Annotated in this window: 23 protein-coding genes and 1 riboswitch; of the genes, 8 read left to right on the forward strand and 15 right to left on the reverse strand. The window is 70.7% G+C overall.

Features of this window, described 5'->3' with window-relative positions; all coding sequences use genetic code 11:
- Positions 1-103: 103 nt before the first annotated feature.
- From Acor_RS05085 to thiO, 6 genes are all read right to left on the reverse strand, one after another.
- Positions 104-4666, reverse strand: coding sequence for a DEAD/DEAH box helicase (locus Acor_RS05085; RefSeq protein WP_155335360.1), 4563 nt, complete (start codon positions 4664-4666; stop codon positions 104-106).
- A 3-nt stretch (positions 4667-4669) separates the two neighbouring features.
- Positions 4670-6160 (reverse strand): hypothetical protein, encoded by a 1491-nt coding sequence (locus tag Acor_RS05090; RefSeq protein ID WP_155335361.1) that lies wholly within the window; start codon positions 6158-6160, stop codon positions 4670-4672.
- A gap of 6 nt (positions 6161-6166) precedes the next feature.
- Complete coding sequence (gene pknB, locus Acor_RS05095) at positions 6167-8029, reverse strand: Stk1 family PASTA domain-containing Ser/Thr kinase (protein ID WP_155335362.1); 1863 nt, start codon at positions 8027-8029, stop codon at positions 6167-6169.
- A gap of 81 nt (positions 8030-8110) precedes the next feature.
- Positions 8111-8941 carry a thiazole synthase gene (locus Acor_RS05100; protein WP_155335363.1) on the reverse strand — a complete coding sequence of 277 codons (831 nt, stop codon included), beginning with the start codon at positions 8939-8941 and terminating at the stop codon, positions 8111-8113.
- Positions 8898-9098 (reverse strand): sulfur carrier protein ThiS, encoded by a 201-nt coding sequence (gene thiS, locus Acor_RS05105; RefSeq protein ID WP_155335364.1) that lies wholly within the window; start codon positions 9096-9098, stop codon positions 8898-8900. Before thiS ends, Acor_RS05100 begins: the two co-directional genes overlap by 44 nt.
- Before the next feature lie 7 nt (positions 9099-9105).
- Entirely contained in the window at positions 9106-10230 is a 1125-nt protein-coding gene (thiO, locus tag Acor_RS05110) for a glycine oxidase ThiO (protein WP_246238432.1), read from the reverse strand.
- Positions 10219-10333, reverse strand: a riboswitch (TPP riboswitch). Its footprint overlaps the gene before it by 12 nt.
- Positions 10334-10461: 128 nt before the next feature.
- Between thiO and Acor_RS05115 the strand changes: the two genes are divergently transcribed.
- From Acor_RS05115 to thiE, 3 genes are read left to right on the forward strand one after another with little or no spacing between them, the layout of a single operon-like run.
- A complete protein-coding gene (locus Acor_RS05115) occupies positions 10462-11631 on the forward strand; it encodes an NAD(P)/FAD-dependent oxidoreductase (protein WP_155335365.1) in 1170 nt (389 codons plus the stop codon).
- 42 nt (positions 11632-11673) lie between these two features.
- On the forward strand, positions 11674-12048 hold the full coding sequence (locus Acor_RS05120; protein ID WP_246238433.1) for an Rv2175c family DNA-binding protein: 375 nt from the start codon (positions 11674-11676) through the stop codon (positions 12046-12048).
- Between the two features lie 20 nt (positions 12049-12068).
- The gene (gene thiE / locus Acor_RS05125) at positions 12069-12740 is read left to right on the forward strand and encodes a thiamine phosphate synthase (RefSeq protein WP_155335367.1); all 672 of its coding nucleotides are present in this window, start codon (positions 12069-12071) and stop codon (positions 12738-12740) included.
- Here the strand turns inward: thiE and Acor_RS05130 are convergent.
- The 7 genes from Acor_RS05130 to Acor_RS05160 form a co-directional block, all read right to left on the reverse strand.
- On the reverse strand, positions 12737-13384 hold the full coding sequence (locus Acor_RS05130) for a hypothetical protein (protein ID WP_155335368.1): 648 nt from the start codon (positions 13382-13384) through the stop codon (positions 12737-12739). The two genes, thiE and Acor_RS05130, sit on opposite strands and share 4 nt — an antisense overlap.
- Positions 13385-13391: 7 nt before the next feature.
- Positions 13392-14438, reverse strand: coding sequence for a DUF475 domain-containing protein (locus Acor_RS05135; protein WP_155335369.1), 1047 nt, complete (start codon positions 14436-14438; stop codon positions 13392-13394).
- 34 nt (positions 14439-14472) lie between these two features.
- Positions 14473-15045 (reverse strand): TerD family protein, encoded by a 573-nt coding sequence (locus tag Acor_RS05140; protein ID WP_155335370.1) that lies wholly within the window; start codon positions 15043-15045, stop codon positions 14473-14475.
- A gap of 74 nt (positions 15046-15119) precedes the next feature.
- Entirely contained in the window at positions 15120-16397 is a 1278-nt protein-coding gene (locus Acor_RS05145) for an ATP synthase subunit B family protein (RefSeq protein ID WP_155335371.1), read from the reverse strand.
- A gap of 25 nt (positions 16398-16422) precedes the next feature.
- Positions 16423-17148 carry a hypothetical protein gene (locus Acor_RS05150; RefSeq protein ID WP_155335372.1) on the reverse strand — a complete coding sequence of 242 codons (726 nt, stop codon included), beginning with the start codon at positions 17146-17148 and terminating at the stop codon, positions 16423-16425.
- A gap of 21 nt (positions 17149-17169) precedes the next feature.
- The gene (locus tag Acor_RS05155) at positions 17170-17898 is read right to left on the reverse strand and encodes a hypothetical protein (protein WP_155335373.1); all 729 of its coding nucleotides are present in this window, start codon (positions 17896-17898) and stop codon (positions 17170-17172) included.
- 172 nt (positions 17899-18070) lie between these two features.
- A complete protein-coding gene (locus tag Acor_RS05160; protein ID WP_155335374.1) occupies positions 18071-19138 on the reverse strand; it encodes a polyprenyl synthetase family protein in 1068 nt (355 codons plus the stop codon).
- Between the two features lie 103 nt (positions 19139-19241).
- On the opposite strand from Acor_RS05160, the gene metF reads away from it, so the two are divergent.
- Positions 19242-20159: a methylenetetrahydrofolate reductase [NAD(P)H] gene (gene metF, locus Acor_RS05165; protein ID WP_155335375.1), complete on the forward strand. Its 918-nt coding sequence runs from the start codon at positions 19242-19244 to the stop codon at positions 20157-20159.
- On the opposite strand, the gene Acor_RS05170 is transcribed toward metF, so the two are convergent.
- Positions 20156-20695 (reverse strand): GNAT family N-acetyltransferase, encoded by a 540-nt coding sequence (locus Acor_RS05170; RefSeq protein WP_246238434.1) that lies wholly within the window; start codon positions 20693-20695, stop codon positions 20156-20158. The genes metF and Acor_RS05170 overlap by 4 nt on opposite strands.
- A gap of 75 nt (positions 20696-20770) precedes the next feature.
- Positions 20771-21247: a YbaK/EbsC family protein gene (locus tag Acor_RS05175; RefSeq protein ID WP_155335376.1), complete on the reverse strand. Its 477-nt coding sequence runs from the start codon at positions 21245-21247 to the stop codon at positions 20771-20773.
- A gap of 129 nt (positions 21248-21376) precedes the next feature.
- Between Acor_RS05175 and Acor_RS05180 the strand changes: the two genes are divergently transcribed.
- The 4 genes from Acor_RS05180 (at position 21377) to Acor_RS05195 (ending at position 24950) form a co-directional block, all read left to right on the forward strand.
- A complete protein-coding gene (locus Acor_RS05180; protein ID WP_155335377.1) occupies positions 21377-22186 on the forward strand; it encodes a L,D-transpeptidase family protein in 810 nt (269 codons plus the stop codon).
- 359 nt (positions 22187-22545) lie between these two features.
- On the forward strand, positions 22546-22980 hold the full coding sequence (locus Acor_RS05185; protein ID WP_155335378.1) for an SAV_6107 family HEPN domain-containing protein: 435 nt from the start codon (positions 22546-22548) through the stop codon (positions 22978-22980).
- A gap of 216 nt (positions 22981-23196) precedes the next feature.
- Positions 23197-24732 (forward strand): NB-ARC domain-containing protein, encoded by a 1536-nt coding sequence (locus Acor_RS05190; RefSeq protein ID WP_170316796.1) that lies wholly within the window; start codon positions 23197-23199, stop codon positions 24730-24732.
- Between the two features lie 44 nt (positions 24733-24776).
- Positions 24777-24950: a hypothetical protein gene (locus tag Acor_RS05195; RefSeq protein WP_246238435.1), complete on the forward strand. Its 174-nt coding sequence runs from the start codon at positions 24777-24779 to the stop codon at positions 24948-24950.
- Positions 24951-24954: the final 4 nt, after the last annotated feature.

Raw genomic sequence — 24954 nt, forward strand, 5'->3', positions numbered from 1 at the left:
GGCTCAAGAAGGAAGCTGTAAAGACCCCTCCAGCATGGCGTACCCCACCGGTAACTCAGGCCAGGCGGCGGTATCCGGAGAGCGACGTTATCGATCCTCAACGTTACCGATTCGTGGCGAGCGGGCCTCCGGCGGTGAGGGCGCCCAGGACCTGGAGGGCCGCGCCTCGGCTGAGCTGGTCGTGGTGCCGCTCGTTGTGGCGGGTGCGCAGGCAGCCGTAGCAGGAGGTCTCGGCGCCGCAGTCGCAGGAGGCGACCCGCTTCAGCGCGGCTTCGGCCACCAGGTCTAGTGACTCGGCGACGCGCAGCGCGCTGCCGGCGCCGCCGGGCACGGTATCGAAGATCACCAGGCCGGTCCGGCTGTCGGAGCCGGGATTGATCGCGCCGTCGATGTCGTTGCGGCTGATCTCCAGTCCGTCCGCGGCCCCTTCGAGCAGCGCGTACAGCGTGGACCGCCAGTGGTCGCCGACGCCGGGCGCGTCGAACCGCAGCTCCAGGATGTCGGTCTCGAAGCTGTGCGCCAGGGAGCGCCACCGCAGCGGCCCGGTGCACTCGGTCCGCCGGAGCGGGCTGAGGTGTGACTTGGCGGGCCTGCCGTGATTCGGCGTGCCCCAGCCGCACCAGTCGCAGATCAGGAAGCCGCTTCCGGACGGCCCTTCGGAGAGCACGACCAGCCGCCCCCGGGAGCCGGAACGGCACCAGACGGAGGATCCCCCCGGGGACGCCCAGCGGCGTTCCGCGAGTTCCTCGCCCAGGGAGACGATGTGGGTCGCGCCGTGCCACGAGCCCTTCGGCGGGGCGGTGCCCGGTTTGGCGGTCCGGTGGTCGGCGACGAAGCCGAACTCCGGCACGTAGTACTGCCGCAACGCTCCCTCGGGCGCGTTTCCGCAGGCGGGGCAGGCCCCCGTCAGGGTCTCGTCGCCCTCCCGGTAATGCTGGCAGGTCCGGCAGACGGTGTAGTGCCTGCTGATCAGCTCCCGGCCGGGCAGCCGGTAGACGCCGGCCGAGCGCCAGAGCACCCCGCCGGCCACCACCTCGGCTCCCGGCGCGTACTCGTAGATCGCCGAGGACAGGTCGCGGCTGAGCTCCAGCCGGGCCCCCACCTGGCTCTCGCAGTGCGCGGTGCGCAACTCCACGCTGTCCACCGGGAAGCCGTACTTGGGCAGCACGTTCCTGTTCGCCAGGTAGCCGATCAGGGAACGGCGGGTGACGGTGTTGATGGTCCGCTCGTAGCGGGCGGCCAGATCGCTGCGGCGGCCGTCGAACGCCTCCCGGCGGCGTTCCTCGAACCCTTCGACGTCCTGGGCGAGCTCCTGCCGCACCTGTTCCAGCAGCGCGCACAGTTCGGTGACCCAGGCGCCGGTCTCCAGGCCGAGTTCGGTCCGCACCGAGGCGGGCAGGACCCGGCGCAACGAGGCGAGCACGTCCGGGGGGACCGGCGTGAGGAACTGCCTGACCTGGGAGCTCGCCCCGGACAGGAAGAAGTCGCCGGCCGTCTTCCATACCGTGCCCGAGGTCTGCCTGGAATGGCGGAAGAAGGCGGCCAGCGCGACGGAATGGGCGTGCCGCCGGTCGATTCTGGCGTTGCCGAGCGGCACGTACGGCGCCCGCACCTGACCGGCGATCATCGTTTCCGGCTCCTGATACCGGGACAGGTCGTGCGAGCGCCGCTGGGCGTAGGTCAGCACCAGGGCCGCCGAGTCCGCGCGCCGCCCCGCCCGCCCGGCCCGCTGAATGTAGTTGGCCGTGGTCGGCGGCATGTTGCGGAGCATCACCGCCTGCAGTTCGCCCACGTCCACGCCCAGCTCGAAGGTGGTCGAGCAGGACAGGACGTTCACCTCGCCGCGCACGAACCGCTGCTGGATGCCGGCCGCCTCAAGCCCGGTCCACTGGGCGGTGTGCTCCTTGGCCAGCAGCGGCACCGGCGTCATCGCCTGGTAGAGCACCCGGTGGTGGTCGTCGGCGTCCGGCTCGGCCGGGGCCAGCGAGCCCAGGCAGCCGAGTGTGGGGCAGACCCCGCGCACCGAGGTCGCGCTGACCCGCCGGCACAGGCCGCACCGGTAGCTCTCCCCGGCGGCGGACAGCTTCAGCCAGGCGTGGTCGAGCTGATGGACCTGGCCCAGTTTCGGCAGCGCGGCCGAACTCAGCCAGCCCTCCCGCAGGGAGGTGAGCAGTCGCCAGCACCCGTCCAGGATCTGCCGCGCGTCCGCCGCCCCTGAGCCGGCGGCGGCGAGCACTCGGCGCAGATAGTCCAGCCGCCGGTTGACGCCGCGCGTCGGCAGCCAGCTCAGCACCTTCAGCTTCGCCTCCGCGCCGTCGCGCCGCACGTAGATGGGCCCCCGCCGGGGATCGAACAGCTCATCGCGCGGATCGACCTGCTCGGGCATGGTCAGCGCGCCCTGCTGCCGGAGGGATCGGGCCAGCTCGCCCAGGAGCAGCCAGCACTCCGCCGCGCTCAGGCCCAGGTCCAGCAGCGGCGCGGGCAGCCGCCAGCCGGGCTCACGGTCCAGCTCCACCCGGAGCAGCCCGAGTCCTTCCAGGGACTGGCGTTCGTCCATGGCCACCAGCTCCCGCATCACCCACAGCGCCACCGTGCGGCCGCGCTGCTGGCGGGAGTCCCGGCGGCCGAACACCCCGGCCCGCCCCGCCGCCGCGACCACCTCGTGCACGAGGTCGTCCACGGTGGCGGCCTCGTCGGCGGCGGCGCGCCGCAGCCCGTCGAGGATCAGCCGCCGCTGCTGGATCTGGGCATAGCTGGACTCCAGATACGGGGCGAAATACGCGGCCGCCTGGCGGCTGTCGCTGAACGTCAGCAGCTTGCGGCCGCCGCCCGGCCGGTCCTCGAACTCGGGCGCCGGGGGCAGCGCCTGGTAGAGGGCGGTGGCCAGGACCGCCGCCGCCGCCTCGTTGCCGCTCTCGAACTGGCGGATCAGGCCGGCGCCGCGCGCCCCGCAGGCCAGGCAGCCGCTGGGCGAGCTGGCCCGCGTCTTCAGCCGCCGCACCGGGCGCAGCTGGGTCTCGCCGCAGCCGTCCCGGTCGCATCGGCTCCGCCGTACCGGATGGAGAGCCCCGCACCGGCCGCACAGGAACGCGTCCTGCGCCTCGGTCTCGGGCAGGTCCTCCAGGGTCTCGTCGTCCTCGTCCGTCATTTCCGGGGTGTCGCCGAGCAGCAGCCAGACGCGGGAGTCGTCCCGGCTCACCCGCGGGCTGAACAGCTGGCCCGCGCCGGACTGTTCCACCGCGCCGATCAGGTGCACCGCCCCGCATCGCTTGCAGGCGCCGAACTCGAAGACCGCGCCGGCACAGGCAGGGCAGGTCTCGTGGCGGCCCAGGGCGACATGAGGCCCGGCGAGGCAGGCGAACGCGCCCTCGGTGGCGCGGGCGAACAGATGGTAGCGGGCCGACAGGATCGCGCTCCCGGTGCCGTCCCTGACCTTCCCGCCGACCGCCACCAGCGCGGCCAGGCCCTCCTCCGGCTCATCCTGGCCGCCGAAGACCAGCTGGGCCAGGTCGGCGAACGGCCGCGGGCCGCCGGAGAGGGCGCCGCGCAGGGTGGCCATGGCCTGCTCGTGGGCCAGCGCGGCCCCGGCGCCGGGCAGGCCGGACCGGCGGACCAGCTCGCCGTGCGGGTCCTCGCTCACCGCCAGCTTCCGGTAGTCGGCCGCGGTCAGCGGACCCCAGAACGGGCCGGATGGCATCGCCACCCGCGCGGCGGTCACCAGGTCCTGGCGGGCCGGGTCGCCGGGAACCCACTCGAAGGGCACGTCGAACAGTTTGGTGGCGAAGTCCATGACCGCGCCCGGCTCGTCGCCCACGGTGGCGCTGGTGGCGATGGCCTGGAGCGTACGGTCCCCGGCCACCCGATCGTGCAGGCGGCGCAGCAGCATGCCGAGCTCCTCGGCGCGGGCGCCGTCGTACACGTGGGCTTCGTCCAGGACCACGAACCGCCACCGGTCGGCGGGCTCGAAGAGCTCCAGGTCGGCCGGGCGAAGCAGTAGATACTCCAGCATCGCGTAGTTGGTGAGCAGCAGATGCGGGGGAGCCGCCCGCATCTCCTCCCGGCTCAGCAACTCGTTCGGCAGCCTGGGCGTGCCCGGGTTGAGCTCCTCGAACAGGGCCGCCCCCTGCTGGGCGCGCTCCGGCGTGTCACCGGTGTAGCGGCCGAAGGTGATCCGCGGTACCGCCGACAGCAGCTCGCGAAGGCGTTTGAGCTGGTCGTTGGCGAGTGCGTTCATCGGGTAGAGCAGCAGCGCCCGCACCCCGGGGGACAGCCGCCCCTCGGCGATCAGCGCGGACAGGATCGGCAGCAGGAAACTCTCCGTCTTGCCCGAGCCAGTGCCGGTGGCGACCACCAGGTGCCGCCCGGTGGCGGCTTTCCGCAGCGCCTGCTCCTGATGCAGGTACAGCGGCCGGTCCAACGGGAGCGCGGGGCTGCCCAGGACGGCGAACGCCGGATCGAGCACACCCTCGCCGATCAGCTCACGGAGGGTCGCCCCGGTCCGGTACGGCGGGGTCGCCTCCAGCAGCGGCCCCTTGCTCAGCAGCGGGCTGGCGGAGATCTCCGCGGCCAGCGCCTCGGCGATCGCCGGGTCCCGCACCGGCAGCAGGGACCGGAGGTAACGCCGGTACGTGCCGGTGATGAGCGCGCTCGTGGCGAGGGGATCCATGGATCAATCGTTGCAGAGCCACGGATCTGGGGCGGCTGGTACCGCGGGAGAAATCACCGCCAGCGGGATGAGCCGCCCGTGCCGCCGGACCGCCAGAAGGGCCTGCCCGTGCGCGGCCACGGTGTCGAGCACGCGCCGCAGGGGATACTCGCCGTTCGCGTGCGGAGTCAGTTCCTGAACGAGGACGCCGCCGGCCCGGACCTCGATGGGTGGTCGCTCCCGGACGCCCGGAATCTCCAGGCGCAACGATCCGAGCTCCTCCGGCGTCAGCCGGAGCGGGGCGGTATGCCACTCCCGGCCGGCCAGGACCCGCATGTGCGGCGGGGTGACGGTCAGGGCCAGGACCCGGTCACCCGCCACGCAGGTGATTCCGCGGGTGATCTCCGTCCGGGTGAAGGCGAGCGCCTGCGGCGCCACCGTGAGACCGGGCACCGTGCCGAACAGGGCGTCCACGGGCGTCGGCCCGCCGTCGTCGAAGAGCCGGACCGGCGGGTCGTACCGTGCCGAGAGGCCCTCGGCGAGGGTGACGGTCTCCCGCGTGCCCCGGCCGCGCGCGTCCCTGACGTCGACCGTGAAGGTGCCCAGGAGCGGGCGGGGGAGCCGCGCCCAGAGGTCGGCGGGATCGGCTGGGGCCGGCCGGGCACCGGCCGGCTGCACGGTGGCCAGCCAGGTTCCCGCCGGCAGCCGCAGGGCGGGCGGCGCGGCCAGCACCGGGGAGCCGCCGGGCCCGGCCAGTCCTGGCGTCGGCTCCTCGATCAGCAGGCGGGGCCGTACCCTCCCCCGCACCGGGTGCCGCGGGCCGTCCGCCAGGGCCAGCCAGGCGGCGTTCGCCAGGGAGATCTGCGTCAGCCGCCAGCCGTCCCAGCCGGACGGCAGGAAGCTCTCGGCGATGATCCGGATCGGGATGTCGGCGATCAGGTCGCGGTCGCCGGGGTGGGCCACCCAGACGGCGGCTTCCGGCAGTTCGCCGGGCAGGTGCCGCCCGTCCTCGCCGAAGACGAGCAGGGTCTCCTCCCCCGGGTGGGTCAGCGCCGTCCCGCCGCGCCGGACTCCCGCCCCGAAGGGGTCGAGGTCGAGCGGGCTGGGGACCTCCGGGGCGGTTCCATGGCCGGCGTGCATCATGATCGAACGTTTGACGTCAGGATCGGCCGGCAGGCCCAGGACGCGCAGCGCGTCCAGAAACGCCGTGCCCCACCTGGCCGGGCTGCCCCGATGGCGGGAGGCGGCCCACCAGCGCGGCCAGAAGGCGTCCGCCGCGCCGTGGCGGGCGGCCACCCCGGCGACGCACCCCGCGACACACGCGGGCCAGCGGGTGGCGAGTTCCCGGTGGCCGACCCGACGGCAGGCCTCGCCCAGGGCGTCGGCCGCCGCGTCGATCGTCTCCCCGGCCAGGCCGGCCTCGATCACCAGCGACACGCGGCGCAACTGCCAGGCCCAGGACCGTTCGAGCAGGTCGAGGAGGGCGGTGGCGTCGAACGTCCGGGGGCCGGGCACGCGGCGTCAGTGCCAGAGGGTGATCCGGGTGCCCTGCGGGACAGCTCCCACGGGGTTCTGTGAGATCACCCGCCGCCCTCCGACGACCTTGCGGACCTTGACCTCGAAGCCGGCCGATTCGAGTTCGCGGCGTGCGTCGTTCACGTCCTTGAAGCGGACGTCGGGGACGTTGACGAAGTCGGGGGCCGCGATGGACGGGTCGCGCTCCCAGGGCCAGAACGGCGTGTCCGGGCCCTTTGACACGGTCATGCAGATCTTGGTGGTGGGTTCCATCTCGGCGCCGCCCGCGGGTTCCTGGGCGATGACCGTGCCGGGGGCCGCGTCGTCGGTGACCTCGTTGACGCAGTCGCCGGGGTAGCCCTTGGTCTGCAGGAACTGCTGGGCCTGGTCGCGCATCATGCCGGTGACGTCCGGCGCGAGCAGTCCGACGCTGATGACCAGGACGACGGAGGAGCCCTTGCGGACGCGTTTGCCGACGACGGGGTCGGAGCGGATCGCCAGGCCGCGGGCGATCTTGTCGCTGGCGGACTTGCGGACGCGGGAGACGGTGAGCCCGGCTTCGGAGATCTTCAGGCGGGCGTCGGCCTCGCTGGAGTTCTCGACCTTCGGGACGACCACCATCTCCGGTCCTGCCGAGGCGATGATGGTGACCAGGGAGCCCTTCTCGACCTCCACGCCCTCCGCGGGCTGGGTCTCCAGGACGATGTCCTTGGCCACCTTGCCGTCGAACCGGGGTTCGCCGATCTTGACCTGGAAGCCGAGTTTGCGTGCCGCCTGCTCGGCCAGTTTCACGTTCTGCTTGAGCAGGTCGGGCACCTTGGCGTACCGCTCCTGGGAGAAGTACCAGCCGCTGAAGGCGATGCCGGCCAGCATGAGCAGGGCGAGGCCGGCGACGAACCAGACCGGGCGGAGGTTCCGCTTGACGGGGGCGGCGGGGGGCAGGTCCAGGCTGGGCTGGACGGTGGTGTGCTGGACGCCGGGCGGGAAGGTGGGGACGGAGTGCTGGCCGCTGACGCGGGCGGCGGCGAGGCCGCGGTGGGCCTCGACGGCGGCGACGAGCATGGCGGCCGCGTCGTTGGGGCGCTGGGCGGGGTCCTTGGCGGTGGCGGAGCGGACCAGCGCGTCCAGCGCGGGCGGGGTCTCAGGAGCGAGCGCGGAGGGGGCGGGGACGCTGTCGTGGACGTGCCGGTAGGCGACCGACATTGGCGACTCGCCCTGGTACGGCTGGTGCCCGGTCAGCAGTTCGTACAGCACGATCCCGGCCGCGTACACGTCCGCGCGGACGTCGGCGACGCCGGCGGTGACCTGCTCGGGCGACATGTACGCGATGGTGCCGATCATGATGCCGGACTTGGTCTGGTTGCTCGCCTCGATCGCGCGGGCCAGCCCGAAGTCGACGACCTTGACCCGGCCGTCCTCGGTCAGCAGCACGTTCTCCGGCTTGACGTCGCGGTGGATCAGCCCGGCCTGGTGGGCCGCGCCGAGGGCGGCCAGCACCGGGATCATGATCTCCAGGGCTTCCCTGGCGGGGATCCGGCCGCGCTCGCGCAGCACGTCGCGGAGGGTCTTGCCGGGGAAGTACTCCATCGACAGGTAGACGTGGTCCCCGTCGGTGCCCTGGTCGAAGACGTGCACCACGTTGGGGTGGGACAGGGAGGCGACGGATTTCGCCTCGCCGATGAACCGCCGGACGAACTGCGGGTCCTCGGCCAGTGAGCGGTGCATCACCTTGACGGCGACCATGCGGTCGAGCCGGATGTCCAGAGCCAGGTAGACGGAGGCCATGCCGCCCCGGGCGATCCGGGACTCGACGCGGTAACGCCCGTCGAGCGTCTGCCCTACGAGTGGGTCGGTTAGCGTCGTGTCCACGGCCCAGAGTTTACGGGTGATTTGCCACCCACAGAGCGTGGGAATCCCAAACCGAGACCCACAAAGTGGTTTACCGGCGCTTCACGTGCCACTTGGATCGCTCCGGTCACGCGCGGGTGATGACGCCTCAGCGTAACGGCGTCGCGGGATGCGCCCCGCCAGGCGCGCCCGCCGCCCGGCGGTGACGGCGTCGCGCATGGCGGCGGCCATCAGTTCCGGCCGCCTGGCCCGGGTGACGGCGGTGGCCAGCAGCACGGCGTCGCAGCCGAGTTCCATCGCCAGGGCGGCGTCGCTGGCGGTGCCGATCCCGGCGTCCAGGATCACCGGCACCTGCGCGGACTCGACGATCAGCTCGATGTTGTGCGGGTTGCGCACGCCGAGCCCGGACCCGATCGGCGCGCCCAGCGGCATCACAGCCGCGCAGCCGGCCTGTTCCAGCCGCCGCGCCAGAATCGGGTCGTCCCCGATGTACGGCAGCACCGTGAACCCGTCCGCGACCAGCCGTTCGGCGGCGTCGAAGGTCTCGATCGGGTCCGGCAGCAGGGTCCGCTCATCGGCGATGACCTCCAGTTTGACCCAGTCGGTGCCGAGCGCCTCCCGGGCCAGCCGCGCGGTCAGCACGGCCTCGCCGGCGGTGAAGCAGCCGGCCGTGTTCGGCAGCACCCGGATGCCCCTGGCCTTCAGCATGTCCAGCACCGACCCCTGGGCGGCCGGGTCGAGCCGCCGCATCGCCACCGTGGTCAGCTCGGTCCCGGACGCCACCAGCGCCCGGTCCAGCACCTCCAGCGACGGCGCGCCACCGGTCCCCATGATCAGCCTGGACTCGAACTTCTCGCCGCCGAGAACCAGCACGTCGTCTGTCACGCCGTCATCCTCCCTGGACCGCGGTGAGCACTTCGACCCGGTCCCCATCGGTGAGCGCCGTGGAGTCCCAGGCCCCGCGCCGCACCACCTCGTCGTTGACGGCCACCGCCACGCCGCCGGTCTGCCCGGTCAGCTCCCGTACGGCTTGCGCCACCGAAGCCCCCTCCGCCAGCTCATGCGCGCTGCCGTTGATCGTCACTAGCATCTGTCCCTCACTCGAATCGGGCCGGATCGCAGGCGGCCAGGAGCGGCGGCCCGGCCGCGCCGGTCAGCAGGTCGGCGACCGCGTCGGCGGTGACGGGCGACAGCAGCACGCCCGCCCGGTGGTGCCCGGTCGCCACGTACACCCCCGGCAGGCCGGTGGCGCCGATCAGCGGCAGGTTGTCGGGGGTGCCGGGGCGGAACCCGGCGCGGGTCTCCGCGAGCTCCAGCTCGGCGATGCCGGGCACCAGGTCGCGGGCGTCCCTGAGCAGCTGGTAGACGCCGCCCGCGGTGACCCTCGGGTCGAAGCCCTGCTCCTCCATGGTCGCGCCGAGCGTGATCTCGCCGTTCTCGCGCGGCACCAGGTACACGGGCACGCCGTGCACCCAGCCGCGCACGCAGGCCGACAGGAAGCCGCGCGGCCCGCGCAGGCGCAGGATCTGGCCCTTGACCGGGCGGACCGGGAGGCCGGGCAGCAGCGCCGCGGAACGGGCTCCGGCGGCGACCACGATCTGCTCGGCCCTGACGGCGCCGCCGGCCAGCCGTACCAGCCCGGACTGGATCTTCACCGCCGGTTCGGCGACGAACGTGGCGCGGGCCCGGGCCAGGGCGGCGCACAGGGCGGGGGCGAGCAGGCGCGGGTCCACCCAGGCGTCGTCGCGGGCCAGCAGGCCGCCGCGGATCGAGGGCGCCAGCATGGGTTCGCGTTTGCGGCATTCGCGGCCGGTCAGCCGTTCGACGCGCAGCCCCAGTGTCGCCTCGAAGGCGGCCAGATCGTCCAGCTGGGCCAGGTCGTCGGAGTCGTAGGCGAGCTCCAGCGTGCCGTCGGTGCGATAGTCGACAGCCCTGCCGCTCGCCTCCTCCAGTTCGGTACGGAACGACGGCCACCGCGCCAGCGACGCCAGCCCGAGCCGGAGCAACGGCTCCTCGGTGAAGGTGACCTCGCTCACCGGCGCCAGCATGCCCGCCGACGCGTACGTCGCGCCACGCCCGGGATCCGGGTCCACGACGGCCACCCGCAGCCCCCGCAGCGCGGCCCGCCAGGCGATCGAGAGGCCCACCACCCCCGCGCCGACGACGGCGACGTCGAAAACGGAATTCGGGGTATGGCTTTCCGAAATTGCGGATTCAGGCACCGCGCTCCCTTCGCCGGCATTACCCGGATCAGGTGTCATAGCGGTCGAGAACCTGGAGAGTTCTCCTCTCAGCCCGGTCAGCCGGACTCCCGCGCGTCTTACACCATCAGCCTAGTCGTGTTCGGGGCCGCAACGCACAACACGCAATTCAGATACTGTGCGCGGTACTTACCCAATTTGTTACCCAATCTCCATTGGCGAGTGCCCCGGTAGGCAATCTAGGGTCAGGGCGTGGATCACGTCGTGGTGGTGGGAGCCGGCCTGGCCGGTATTCGGAGCATCGAGGCATTGCGGGCCCACGGGTTCGCCGGCCGCATCACGCTCGTGGGGGAGGAGAACCATCGCCCCTACGACCGTCCGCCGCTCTCCAAGGCCGTGCTGCTGGGCGCCGCGGACTCCTCGGTGGTCGACTCCGACCTGGACGCGCTGGATGTGACGCTCCGGCTCGGCGCCGCCGCCAAGGGGCTCCGCGAGGGCGTCGTGGAGACGACCGACGGCGAGCTCCAGTTCGACGGCCTGGTGGTCGCCACCGGGGCCGCCCCGATCCGGTTGCGCGGCGAGGGCCACCAGCATGTGCTGCGGACCATCGACGACGCGCTCGCCCTGCGCGCCAAGCTGCTGCCGGAGACCCGGGTCGCGATCGTCGGCGCGGGCTGGATCGGCGCCGAGGTGGCCACCGCCGCCGCCCGCGCGGGCTGCCAGGTGACCGTGGTAGAGGCCGACGACGCGCCGCTGGCGAACGCGCTCCCGGTCGGCGCGTACATGATCCCCTGGTATGCGGAGGCCGGTGTCGAGCTCCGCCTCGGCACCAAGGTCGGCACCGTCGACCCGGACGGCCTGACCCTGCTCGACGGCGACCGGATCGCCGCCGACGTGGTCGTCACCGGCGTCGGGGTACGGCCCGCCGTGGCCTGGCTGGACGGCTCCGACGTGGAGCTCGACAACGGCGTCCTGGTCGACGAGCACCTGCGCACGTTCGCCCCCAACGTGGTCGCCGTCGGCGACTGCGCCAACTGGTGGTCCCGCCGGTTCCGCCGCCGGATGCGGATCGAGCACTGGGACAACGCGCTCAACGGCCCCGACGTCGCCGCCGCCACCCTGATGGGGGAGTCGGCGATCTACGACCCGGTGCCGTACTTCTGGTCCGAGCAGTTCAACCACATGGTCCAGTACGCCGGCCACCACGACGGCGGCCGCATGGTCATGCGCGGCGACCCCGAGCGGGACGCCGGCTGGTCGGTCTGCTGGCTGACCGACGACGACCGCCTCACCGCCATTCTCACCGTGGACCGTCCCCGTGATTTACTTCAGGGCCGCAGGCTCGTGGAAAGCCGCCAGAGGATCGACGCCGTAAGGCTCGCCGACCCCGGTGTTACCCTGCGTGATTGCACTGTGGCTTAACCGAGGTGTTTCATGGCGGGGGCATGTGGTAATGGTGGTTTCGTGACGCTTACTGTTGCGCAGATCGACCGAGAGACCGACCACCTGGTGGGAGAGTGGCTGCCACTCTCGACGGTCGCGAAGAAGCTGGGCCTGAGCATTGGCCGGGCCAAGCAGCTCATCAAGGACAAGAAGCTCGTCGGAGTCCGCCGCGGCGGCGGCGAGCCGCAGATCCCGGCGGTGTTCCTGGCTGGTGACGATGTCATCAAGGGACTTCCCGGCACCCTGACTGTCCTTGCCGACGCCGGATACGGCGAGGTCGAGTCCATCCGCTGGCTGTTCACCAGCGACGACTCGCTCCCCGGCGCGCCCATCGACGCGATCGTGGCGGGCCGCCACACGGAGGTCAAAAGGCGGGCCCAGGCACTGGGCTTCTGAGCGCATGACATCGTTGGTGGGTGACTGAGGCAACTCCGAACGCCCGGCAGCGTCTTTCACGCGCCCTCCTGTACCTGTGCACCGACAGCCGGCGCGACCGCGGCGACCTGGACGAGTTCCTGGACGCCGCGCTCGCCGGCGGGGTGGACATCCTCCAGCTCCGGGAGAAGGGTCTGGAGGCGCGCGAGGAGCTCGGCCTGCTCGAACGCTTCCGCGCGGCCTGCGACCGGCATGGCGCGCTGCTGGCGGTCAATGATCGGGCCGACGTCGCGTGCGCTGCCGGGCTGTCCGGGTTCGGGCCCGACGTGCTGCACCTGGGCCAGGACGACCTGCCGGTGCCGGCCGCCCGCGCCATCCTGGGTTCCGGCATGCTCATCGGCAGGTCCACGCACGCCGAGGCCGAGGCGTCGGCCGCCGCCGTCGAACCCGGCGTCGACTACTTCTGCTGCGGCCCGATCTGGCCCACCCCCACCAAACCGGGCCGCCCCGCCCCGGGCCCCGCCCTGCTCCGCCACGCCGCCACCCTGGATCGCCCGTGGTTCGGCATCGGCGGCATCGACCTCGCCAACCTCGACGAGGTCCTGTCGTACGGCGTCCGCCGGGTGGTCGTCGTCCGCGCCATCACCGAGGCCGACGACCCGAAGGCGGCGGCGTCCGAGTTCAAGCGCCGACTCGCCGGCCGGTTGAACTAGCCGTGGAACTTCTGGCCGGGCCGGAAGCTCAGCCCCCAGCCGTAGTGGTCGCTCATCTGCTTGGCGCTCTGGAAGTACCGCACCTCGTGCCGGACGGTGAGCCCTCCCGCCTCGTCGCCGACCATCAGCGCGACCGTGCACACCGAGGCCCGGTACGAGGGCCCCTTCAGCTCGACCACGATCGGGGCCGCGTCCTCCTGGTACACGGTCGCCACGGCATGCGCGGCGGCGAAGTTCGGCACGCCATCGGAGATGTGGGCGTATACGAGGATGCGCCTGATGTGGTGCGCCCGGGACATGTCGATGAACAGGTTCTCCCCGTCGCCGCCGCCGGACTTCTTGTCCTCGTCCAGCCTGATCAGCGGGTTCTGGCTGTGCGGGGGCACGGTGAACTTGTCGCCCAGGGCCTGCACGCAGCCGATCTTGCCGTTGGCCAGCGCCCAGAAGCAGGACAGGTCCAGATCCACCGGAGATCCGGAGTCATCCCACCGGAGATTGACCCGGATCTGCCCGGCCTGCGCGGGCACCGCGGCGGTCGGCTTGTCCTTGCTCAGCCGCACCTTTCGCGGCTGCTGCCGTGGCGGCTCGGCTGGCTCGGGCGGCTGCGTGCCGTTCCCGCTGCCTTTGCTCAGGTTGACTGCCATCGTGTCCTCAGCTCTTGGCCGCGGTCATGGCCGGCGTCTCGTCCGAAGGACTGGGCACGCTGCGGCGGTGGATAGTGGAGGTGATCATCGCGGTCCCGATGAAACACAGCCCGATCAGCCCGGTCACCACCTCGGGCACGGTGAACCCGAAGCTCAACACCATGATCACGGCGAGCGCCCCGATCGCCCAGTGCGCGCCGTGCTCCAGGTGGACGTACTTGCTGAGCGTGCCTCGCCGGACCAGGTAGATGGTGAGCGCGCGGACGTACATCGCACCGATGCCCAGACCGGCCGTGATGACGAACAGGTTGTCGCTGATCGCGAACGCGCCGATCACCCCGTCGAAGGAGAAGGAGGCGTCCAGCACCTCCAGGTAGAGGAACAAGAAGAATCCGGCCCGCCCGGTGGCGTAGGCGATGCCTGGCTCGCCCCCCTCCTCCTGGAACAGCTCGCCGAGACCGTTGACCAGCAGATACGTCACGATCCCCAACACCCCGGCGATCAGCGCGGGGCCAGGCTCCGCGAGCAGCTGGGTGGTGGTGGTGACCAGCACCACCAGGGCCACCGCCACCGAGAGCTGGTCGAGCTTGCCGATCCGGGCCAGCGGACGTTCCAGCCAGGCCAGCCAGGTGAAATCGTGCTCCTCGAAGACGAAGTCGAGGAACAGCATCAGCAGGAACATGCCGCCGAAGGCCGCGATCATGGGATGCGCCTCGTGCAGGCGGGCGCCGTAGCCGGCCGGGTCGTTCACCGCCAGGCTGATGGCCTCGGCCGGGCTGAGCTGGGCGGTGATGCCCACGATGAGCAGCGGGAACGCCAGCCTCATGCCGAAGACGGCGATCAGAATGCCGATGGTGAGGAACATCCGCTGCCAGAACTGGCTCATCCGCTCGATCACTTTGGCGTTCACCACGGCGTTGTCGAATGACAGCGATATCTCTAGGACCGAGAGGATCGCCACCAGGGCGAACGCCTCCCAGCCGCCGATGAGCAGTGCGCCGATCAAGCCGACTGCGGTGGTGCCGAAAGGCACTCCGAAGATGCGGAGATTCACGGGATCACTTTCCTATCCGGGCACTCTGGCGTGGTCATTCGACATCGACCCCGTGCGCCCGGAGGATTCGCTCCAGGCCTTCCCGATAGCCCTGCTCGACGGCTCGGAACTTCCATTCGGCGCGGTGCCAGTAGAGCTCGCCGAAGATCATCGCGGTCTCGCCGGCGTAGTCTTCGGCCAGGTCGAAGCGGCCCAGCAGGAGGTCGTCCGAGCCGTCGCTGACCGTGATGTACGCGTCCCTGACCTGCCCGAAGTTCTGCCTGCGCTCGATGGCGAGGTGGATCGAGACCGTGAATATGATCTTCACGCACTGGGCGGGCACCCGGCCGAGGTCGATCCAGATGCGCTCGCCCTTGGCCTGCCCGTCCCGGTCGTCCCCCTCGTGCCGGACCGCGCCCTCGGGGCTGCGCAGGTTGTTGTAGTAGATGAAATGCTCGTCGGACAGGGCCCGGTCGCCCGGCCCGACCATGAGAGCCGACGCGTCGAGGTCGAAATCGGCCCCTACGGTGGCGCGCGGGGTCCAGCCGAGCTCGATGACCACCTGACTGAGATCAGCGCCGGTTTGGGTCAGCGAGAAGTTCTCGCCCTTGCTGAGTTTCACGCTCATCGGATCTGTGCCCTCTGACTTTCTCCCCGTTGTGTTCGACCGCGTGCACCGGAGCGCCGTCCGCATCGCACGCGTCAGGATTCCGCCATGTTCAGCTCGTGCCGGAGGCGCCGATGCCGGCGCAGGATGCCGGGACCGAAGAGCACCACCCGATCGATCCGGTCCGGATCGTCGTCCTTGGCATCCACAGTCATGGCCAGCGAGTTGACGTAGATCTCCTCGGCCTTGTCGAAGTGCTGCTCGATCTGGGCCGGCCCCCGCTCCTCGGCGGCCGTCAGCTCGGCCAGGAAGGCGGCGATCTCCTTGGACTTGCGGGCGGCCTCGGCCTTGCGCCGCTGGGCCTGATCGAGCACGCCCCTGGCCCGCAGCCGGTTGGCCCGCTGCTCTTTAAGCAGACGGTCGTTCGGGTTTCCCATCCGCCGACCCAGCTCGGTCGCGATCAGCGCCGTGAAGATCATCAGAGCCAGGAAGACGATCAGCAGCGGGAGGTAGCCCAGCTGGCCGAGGAGCGTAGTGTCGGACGGGATCTCGTTTCCGGCCGCGTCGAAGTTCTTCGCCAGCGGCTTGCCGTCCGCGCCGTAGAGGACCGGCGGGTTCTCGTACAGGGACTTCAGCCGCATGTACGCGATGCTGCAGATGGAGACGAACCAGAGCACCGGAATGACGAACAGTAGGATCGGCCATTTGGCCAGGCCACGCCGGTCCGCCCGGTCACCCCGGTCCCGGTACTCCTGCCACTCCCGGAAACTGCGCCCATAGAAGTGCGGGCCGAGCACGAAGACCAGGATGGCCCCGATCGCCAGGGCGTAGGTGAGCACCGGGCTCTCGCCGAACACCAGGAACGTCGCGTAGTAGATGGGCACGTCGACGGTGAGCAGCAGGGCCAGAATGATGATCGGGCCGGCCCAGTGCCGCAACGCCGCCTTCCAGCCGCCGCCGGACAGGGCCAGGGTGCTGGGCAGCCGGTCACCCGCCCGCGTGGAGGGCCCCGACTCCATCATTGTCACGGTCTTGTTGATGTGGTCATAGGTCGTCTGCGAGGTGGAGAAGTCCTTCTCCATCGTCGTGGCGTATTCGTCCAGCTCGGCCTGGGCGCCTTCGGTCTCCCGGCGCAGGCGCTGGAGCTGGGTCTGGAACTTGGCGATCTCCGCGTCCCGGTCCCCGTCGAGCTGGTTCAGGTGCAGGGATTCGAACTCCTGCATCAGGGCGATGGGCTCGAGCGACTGCCCGTGCTGGACGCCGTCGGCCCGGGCCTTCGCTTCGATGGCGGCCCAGTCCGGGTACGGAATCTCCGGAGCGTTCCACCCGGGCGGCTGGGCGGGCAGGTAGTCGTTGCTGTGCTGGGTGCTCACGATTGATCTCCAAAGAGCGAGGGGTTCACAGGAACCGCACTTGGTCTGCGGGAACCCCCGAGGCGATGAGAAGTTCGGTCCAGAGCTGTTGGAGCTGGGCGACCCGCGCCGGGTTCTTCTCGGAGGTGAGGTTGAACCCGTGCACTTCGACCACGGTGTCGCTGAAGTTGGGCAGGTGCTTGCCGATACGCAGCTTGTCGATCGTGGACTTTCTGAAGGACTCCTCGGAGTAGTCCCCCTTGGACAGGTCGAGCGGATCGACGTTGTTCATCAGGTCGCTGAAGATCATGACCTGGTACGGGCCGGGCAGTCCGGAGAGGTTCCGCACCCGGTCGCCGATCAGTTGCAGCGCGCCCAGGACGTCCGACCCCTTGGCCTGGGGTTCCTCGCACTTGAGCAGGTTTCCCGCGGCGGTGATCGCCTCCCTGATGTGGGCCTCTCTGGCGCGCTTCTCAAGGAGGGGATTGCCGTTGGGGTTCTCCCGTTCGGAGGCCGGGAAGGTGACCGGGTTCACGGCCTGGCACGGGCTGCCCACCGACCGGCCGGTGGCCGCGGCGAAGGCGAGCCCGTCGCAGCGTTCGACGAATTTCGTGACGTTGCCCTCCAGCAGCTTTGTGGCGGCCGGCACCTTGCGGAAGCCGGTCACGTCGACGACCAGGCCACAGGCCGGCTTGAACTCGTCCGGGTCGCAGGCCGTCATCGTGAGCAGCAGGGCGGCCGCCGTCGCGGCGGCCAGAACGCGTGGTCTCATGTTGCGCTGCCCCATGTCGTGTTATTCGAGTTCAAAGGTGCCGTCGTCGCCTGATTCGAGGCTGAGCGGCTGCGGGTCGCGCTGCCAGAAGTTGAGCCAGGCGTGCGCGAGTTCGTCGCCGTGCTGGAGGATGCCGGGCGGGAACGTCCGCTCCCGATGCTCGTCGGGGTCGAAGTACCACTCCTCCCGCAGTGCGAGCTCGGGTGGTGTCCAGACGCCGACCAGCAGCGGGGCCCGCTCGTGCCGGGAGTAGAGGCCTTCCTTGTAACAGGCGAGCAGTCTCCGCGCCTGGGAGAGCGCCCCGCCGACGGCCCCGCCGTGTTTCTGCCAGCAGGTGTTCCAGCTGCCCTGCAGGTTGGAGATGACCGCGATCTCGGTGTCGATGCCGTTCCGCAGGGTGTGGCGTTCTTTCTCCATCCGGCGCCGCCGCTGCCCCATCTTGACCTGCTGGGCTTCGTACGGGGTCAGTGGCCGCATGTACTCGCGTGAGGTGGGCGCCTGCGGCTCCGGGCCCAGCGCGATGAGATCGTTCTCCAGGACGCCATAGCTGCGCATCGCGGTCGCCACGAACCGGATGGCGTTCTCGTAGCCCTTCTGGATCCCGTCGAGCTCCCCGGTGCGGTTGGTTAGCAGCTCGTGCTGCTTGGCCTCGAACGAGGCGCAGATCTGTTCCAGGAAGGCCGGCACGAAGTCGGACTTGTCCACGAAGAGATGCTGCAGGTGCGGGGCGGTCGCGTTGGACACCCCCATGCCGTGCGCCTGGGCGCAGGTCAGCGTATCGAGTGTCCAGTCAGGTGGGACTGGATCGGGTTTCTTCCGCTTCCACATTGGCCCCGCGGTCCTCTCCCTCACGCATCGGTGTGCGGTTCAGCATGAGGGTGCAGGGACGGGTGAATCCCATCAGAATGTGGAATGCGGGATGTTATGTCCGGCGAGTGGTGGCCGCGACGGCCAGGGCGGCCAGCGATTCGCGGGCGGCGGAGGTGATCCCCGCCGTCTGGAGACAGGCCAGCGCGTCGTCCAGATACCGCCGGATCATGTCCTCGCAGTACGCGAGCGCCCCGGTCTCCTCGATGATCCCGCGCAGCCGGGCCACCCCCTCCGCGTCCAGCTTCGGATCGCCCAGCAGGTTCCGCACGTCGTGCGCCTGCTCCTTGGAGGCGGCCGCCAGGGTGCGGGCGATCAGCATGGTGCGTTTGCCCTCGCGCAGGTCGTCCCCGGCCGGTTTGCCGGTCTCGACCGGGTCGCCGAACACGCCCAGGACGTCGTCGCGGAGCTGGAAGGCGATGCCCACCTTCTGGCCGTACTCGGCGCAGAACCGGTCGATCCACGGTTCGCGCGATCGGGCGGCCAGCACCATGCCGAGACGGAGGGGTTGTTCGACCGAATATTTACCGCTTTTGTACAGAGCCACCCGGAGCGCGCTGTCGAAGGTGTTCTCGCCGTGCGCCTGCTCCAGCAGGTCCAGGTACTGCCCGCTCATCAGTTCGGTGAGCATGTGGTCGAACACCGGCTGGGCGGCGGCCATCGAGTCGGCGGGCACGCCGCTGGTCCGCCACATCTCGCCGGACCAGATCAGCAGCAGGTTGCCCAGCAGGATGGCCGCGCCCTCGCCGAACTGGAGGGCCGAGCCGCTCCACTCCGAGTCCAGGTGCAGCTTCTCGAACCGGCGGTGCGCGGACGGCATGCCCCGGCGCAGGTCGCTGGAGTCCATCACGTCGTCGTGCACGAGCGCGCTGGCCTGGAGCAGTTCCAGGGAGGCCGCCGCCGTGTAGACCGAGGGATCGGCGCTGCCGCCCGCGGCCCGCCAGCCCCAGTAGCAGAAGGCGGGACGCAGCCGCTTGCCGCCCGACAGGAAGTCCTCGGCCGCCGACAGCACCGCGATCAGGTCGGGATCGTCGAACGCGGGGCGCTGGCGGTCCAGGAACCGCAGCAGGGCACGGTCCACTTCCGGGCGGATGAGCTCCAGCGGCCCCGGGACATATGTCATAAATGAGAGGGTATCTTCCGTTGATCCTTATCTCCTTCCCGCGGGGTGGATGAGGATCCGGTGGATCTCTTCCTGCGCGGTAGTGGCCTGTAACCTGTGGGGTATGTCTCTGGGACTCCCGTCGCGCTTTCCTGACCGTGTTCCGACGGTCAAGGACCTGCTGGCCGCAGGTGAAAGGTCCTTCTCGTTTGAGTTCATGCCACCGAAGACCGACGAGGGGGAGCGGCAACTGTGGCGGGCCATCCGGGAACTTGAGGCCCTGCGGCCGACCTTCGTCTCGGTGACGTACGGCGCGGGCGGCGGAACCCGGGACCGCACGGTCGACATCGTCGAGCGCATCGCGCACGGGACGACGCTCACGCCGGTGGCGCACTTCACCGCCGTCAACCACTCCGTGCGGGAGCTGCGGCATCTGGTCGGGCGGTTCGCGGACGCCGGCGTGCGGAACATCCTGGCCGTCCGGGGCGACCCGCCGGGGGATCCGATGGGGACCTGGGTGCGGCATCCGGAAGGGGTGCTGTACGCGGAGGAGCTGGTCCGGCTGATCCGGCAGTCGGGGGAGTTCTGCGTGGGGGTGGCGGCTTTTCCGTACAAGCACCCCCGGTCGGCGACCATCGAATCGGACACCGAGCAGTTCGTCAGGAAATGTCGTGCGGGGGCTGATTACGCCATCACGCAGATGTTCTTCAAAGCCGACGACTACCTGCGGCTGCGCGACCGGGTGGCCGCGAAGGGCTGCGACACCCCGATCATCCCCGGCATCATGCCGGTCACCCAGATCAGCACGATCGCCCGTTCCGAGCAGCTGTCGGGCGCGCCCTTCCCGCCCGAGGTCGCCGCGCGTTTCGAGGCCGTCGCCCACGATCCGGAGTCGGTCCGCCGCCTCGGCATCGAGCACGCCGCCGAACTCTGCCAGACCCTGCTGGACGAGGGCGCGCCGGGCATTCACTTCATCACGTTCAACCGGTCGAGCGCGACCCGCGAGGTCTTCCAGGCCCTGACTCCTGCGGTCGTCGTTTAGGCGAGCGGGAGCCGGGTTCCGGCGATCGCGTACGTCTCGTACCCGCCGGGGAAGACGAACTCGGTCATCAGATCCAGGAAACCGATGCTCCGGTAGAGGTGCCGGGCCGCCGTGGGCGCGTCATGCGTGGACAGCACGGCGGTCCGCTCGGTCCGGTCCGCGCAGATCGCCTTGATCATCCCGCGCCCGATGCCCTTGCCCTGGAAGTCCGGCCGGACGTGGATCTCGGCCAGCTCCAGCGCGTCCCCGAACCAGTCGTCCGCGATCACCGGGCCGGCCCGCTCATACAGCGCCCGCCGGACCACGTCGTGCCACCACTGCCCCTGCGCGCCGCGAAACCCGTAGGCGAAGGCCACGATCTCGGGCGCCCCCGCGAACACGCACACGAATTCCGGATATGTGGCGTGATTCCGCATGATGGCCATACGCCCGGAAAGCTGATCGGGCGGCGGTCGCATCGCCGCGGTGTAAATATCGAGCACGGTCTCCAGGGAGCCGACAAACGCGTCCGCTCCACCCCGCCGCAATTCGATCACGCGACGCACACTAGCAAAGTCCCTCAGCCAAGGCCCGGCCAGATGTGGCTAAAGGGACGTTTCCGATACATGTGACTACTCGACCTCGGTGGGGGTGCCGCCGGTGAGTTCGAGTAGCTCGTCGTAGGTGCTCGGGAAGACCGTGTGCGGGTGGCCGGCCGCCGCCCAGACCACCGGGTGCTTGGCCAGCCAGGTGTCGACCAGGGTGCGGACCGGGGCCGGATGGCCCACGGGGCCGACGCCGCCGATCGTCTGGCCCGTGTGGGCGCGGACGAACTCCGGGGTGGCGCGGCGGACCCGGGAGGCGCCGATGAGCGCGGCGATCAGGTCGGTGTTGACGCGGTGCGCGCCGCTGGTGAGGACCAGGAGCGGCGCGCCGTCGGCGTCGAAGATCAGGCTGTTGGCGATCGCGCCGACCTCGCAGCCCAGCTGCGCCGCCGCGGCGGCCGCGGTGGGCACCGATTCGTCGAAGACCACGATTTCCCCGGTTGCGCCCAGTTCGCGGAGGATCGAGGCGACATGGGCGACGTTGGGATGCAACTTTTCCGGCACCCGCCAACTCTAACCAAGACAGGAGGGTGCGAGATTCGGTAACGACCTCATTGCCCCCGCAAGGGACTGAGCACACCGTGCGCTAAGTTCCTTTGTCGAAAGATGGTGTACATGAGGGGGTTGATGTAGATGAGGGCTCGACGCCGTCATCTCGCCACCGCGGCGCTGTTATCGGCGGTGGCCGTGGCGCTCACCGGTTGCGCTGTGACGGGTGCTGAGCAGGCACGTCCAGCCGCGGTGAGCCTGGATTCTGGAGCGGTCCGATTGGTGGCGGCCTCGGTGCCGGCGCCGTTCACCGCTCCGAACAAGACGCTCAAACTGGGGGCCAAGGGGGCGGCGGTCAAGGCGCTCCAGACGCGGCTCAAAGAACTCCGGTACCTGCCCGGCAAGATCGACGGCAGGTACGGCGGCACCACCCAGGCCGCCGTCTGGGCCTTCCAGAAGATCAACGGTCTCAAGCCGACCAGCACGATCACGGCCAGGACCTGGAACGCGCTGGAACAGCCGGCCGAACCCCGGATCCTGGTGCCGAACGGCAAGCCCGACCGGGCCGAGGTCAACCTGACCAAGCAGGTCATGGTCCTCTACCGGGGTGGCCAGGTCCGCCTGATCACCCATATCTCCTCCGGCAGCGGCGTCCCGTACGTCGAGTACGCGATGTGGAACGGCGAACGCCAGAAGTTCACCGGCGACGCCCGTACGCCGACCGGCAACTTCAAGACCACCTGGCGGCGGAGCGGCTGGCACAAGTCCTACCTGGGCCAGCTGTACAACCCGATCTTCTTCAACGGCGGCATCGCCTTCCACGGCGCGCAGTCGGTGCCGCTCTACCCGGCCTCCCACGGCTGCGTACGGCTCCCGATGCACGTCGCGGAGATCCTCCCCGGCCAGCTGGGCACCGGCGTGCCGGTCCACGTGAAGGGTAAGTTCGCCCGCTGAGCGATTGATCGACGGCCCCGCATCTCCCCAGGTGCGGGGCCGTTTTCGCGCGCTGACAGCATCATTGATCGAACCCTTGTTCGGCGAAGTGCTTGACTTTGACCTTGGTCGAATTTATGTTCGAGCTGTGAGAGTGGGACTCGCGGCCTGCTCTCACCCCAAGAGGGGCCCGCGCTCCCCGTCGTCGGCGGAGACGAGTGGGAGCGCGGCCCCGCAGCTTGAGGCCGGACGGGGAGAGGGGAAGCTCCTCGTCCGGCCACGCAGTCTGGAGGAACCGCAGGCGGAAATGTCGGTGGGGTCTGCAAGTGTGATTCCACCGGCGGAGACCGCCGGAGGCCACCAAGCCCTAGGAGGCTGGCATGACCGGACCGCAGAACGGGCCCACCGGGCCCAAAGTGTCGCGGACCGTTCTCGCACACCTGACCGACGCCCGCTCCTGCCTGGCGGACGCAGCCCTCGCGACAACCCCGGCCGAACGATACATCAACGCCCACCTGGCGGCCCTCCGTGCCGCCGCGGCGATTCTGGCCGCCCGCCCCCAGCCCATCGACGGCCGCCGCCGCCGGCTGCGCAGCGCCTGGGAACTCCTCCCGGAGACCCAGCCCGAACTCTCCCAGTGGGCCGCCTACTTCGCGACCAGCGCCAAGAAGCGCGCCGCCGCAGAAGCCGGCCTGGTCCACCTGGTCAGCGCGCACGACGCCGACGAACTCATCGCCGAGGCCGAGGGCTTCGTCACCATCATCGAATCCACCCTCGGCGTCGCCACCCAGCAGACCCTCCCCATGGCGGGTTGAAGAGAACGCCGGCAAACGGGCTAGCCCGCCGGGATACGATCGCTCTGACCTTCGGGGGGTGACGAAGGGGAGGGGCGAGCGTGGATTTCGCTGAGCCGGCTTCGCCAGTGGTGGCAGGGCCGGGCAGCCGGGTCATCTCCGGCCTCCAGATGGGCGCGGCCCGCGATGTCGACATCCGCCGGAGCTGACCCCGCGTTTCCGGCCGACCGGCAGAGCGTGACGGAGTCGAGCGCGGCCCGGGACGTTAATCAGATCGGTTCGGCGCGTGATGTGTCCATCGGCGGCGTGCATCTGCAGATGCGGGCGGCGTTGCCGGACGCGTCGGCCACCGCGGCCCCGGCCGGGCTGACCGGTCTGCCGCGCCCGCCGGCGGCGGTGTTCGTCGGCAGGGCGGACGCGCTGGCCGGTGTGGAGCGGGCGTTGGCCGCCGGGTCGGCGGGGGTGATCACGCAGGCGGCGGTGTACGGGCTGGGCGGCGTCGGCAAGAGCGAGCTGGCGTTGCAGTACGCCACCCGGCACCGGGACCGATACCGGGTGGTGTGGTGGGCGGAGGCCGACACCCCGGCCCAGATCCAGACCTCGCTGGCGGGGCTGGCCCGGGCGATCTGCGCCGGTTCGCATTCGGTCGCGGCCGGTCAGGCGACGGTGGAGGAGGCGGTGGAGGAGGCGGTGGCGTGGGCGCTGTCCTGGATGGCCACCCATCCGGGCTGGCTGCTGGTGCTGGACAACGTCGAGCAGGTCGGTGACGTCGAGCCGTATCTGGGGCGGCTGCGCGGGGGCCAGGTGCTGCTCACCACCCGGCGGGACATCGGCTGGCGCGATGCCGGCTGCACGGCGATCGACCTGGGCGTGCTGGCGCGCGAGCCGGCGGTGGAGCTGCTGGCCGACCTGATCGGCGCCCGCACCGGCGAGGCCGTCGACCTGGCCGACCTGGCCGACCTGGCCGATGAGCTCGGCCACCTGCCGCTGGCCCTGACCCAGGCCGGAGCGTTCGTCGCCCGCACCCCGGGCATGACCGTGGCCCGCTACCGCGGCCCGCTGCGGACTTCACCCGCCCGGCTCTACGGGATGACCGCCCCGGGCCGTGACCCCCAGCGCGTCGTCGCCAGGGTCTGGACGCTCACCCGCGACCGGATCGCCGAACAGGTCGCCCTGGCGCCGAGCCTGCTGGCCCTGCTGGCCTATTACGCCCCCGACCAGCTGCCCGTCGACGTCCTGCACCACCTCCCGGACGCCGACGAACTGCGCATCGGGGCGGCGCTGGGCCTGCTGGCCTCCTACAGCGTGATCACCCTGACCGGGGACGCGGTGAGCGTGCACCGCCTGGTCCAGGCCGTCACCCTCGCCGACCTGACCCCCCGACCGGCAGAGCGAAGTCCGGCGCCAGGCGGCCGAGCTGCTGGCCGCCGCGCTCCCCGACGATCCCCAGCTGATCGGGAACTGGCCGGCGTACGGCCGGCTGCTGACCCATGCCCGCGCCGCGCTGCCCTTCGACTCCCCGGCCCTGGTCGAGGTCATCAAATACGTGAACGCCAGCGGCGACTACGCCACCGCCATGACCCTGCAACATCACCGCCACCAAGCCCTCCAGGACGCGCACGGCCCGGAACACCCCGTCACGCTGAGCGCTCGCGCCGGCCTCGCCCACTACACCGGGCGGGCGGGAGACGTGGTCGCGGCACGGGACCAGTTCGCCGCCCTGCTGCCCGATCCGGGAGCGGACCCTGGGCGCCGAGCACCCCGACACGCTGACCGCCAGGGCCAACCTCGCGCACTGGACCGGGCGGGCGGGGGACGTGGTCGCGGCGCGCGACCAGTACGCCGTCCTGCTGCCGATCCGGGAACGGGTCCTGGGCGCCGAGCACCCGCACACGCTGAACGCCCGGGGGAACCTCGCCTACTGGGCGGGGGGCGATGGGGGAGGCGGCCGCGGCGCGCGATCAGTTCGCGATCCTGCTGCCGATCAGTGAGCGG

This window comes from Acrocarpospora corrugata (assembly GCF_009687845.1).
GTDB classification, from domain to species: Bacteria; Actinomycetota; Actinomycetes; order Streptosporangiales; family Streptosporangiaceae; genus Acrocarpospora; species Acrocarpospora corrugata.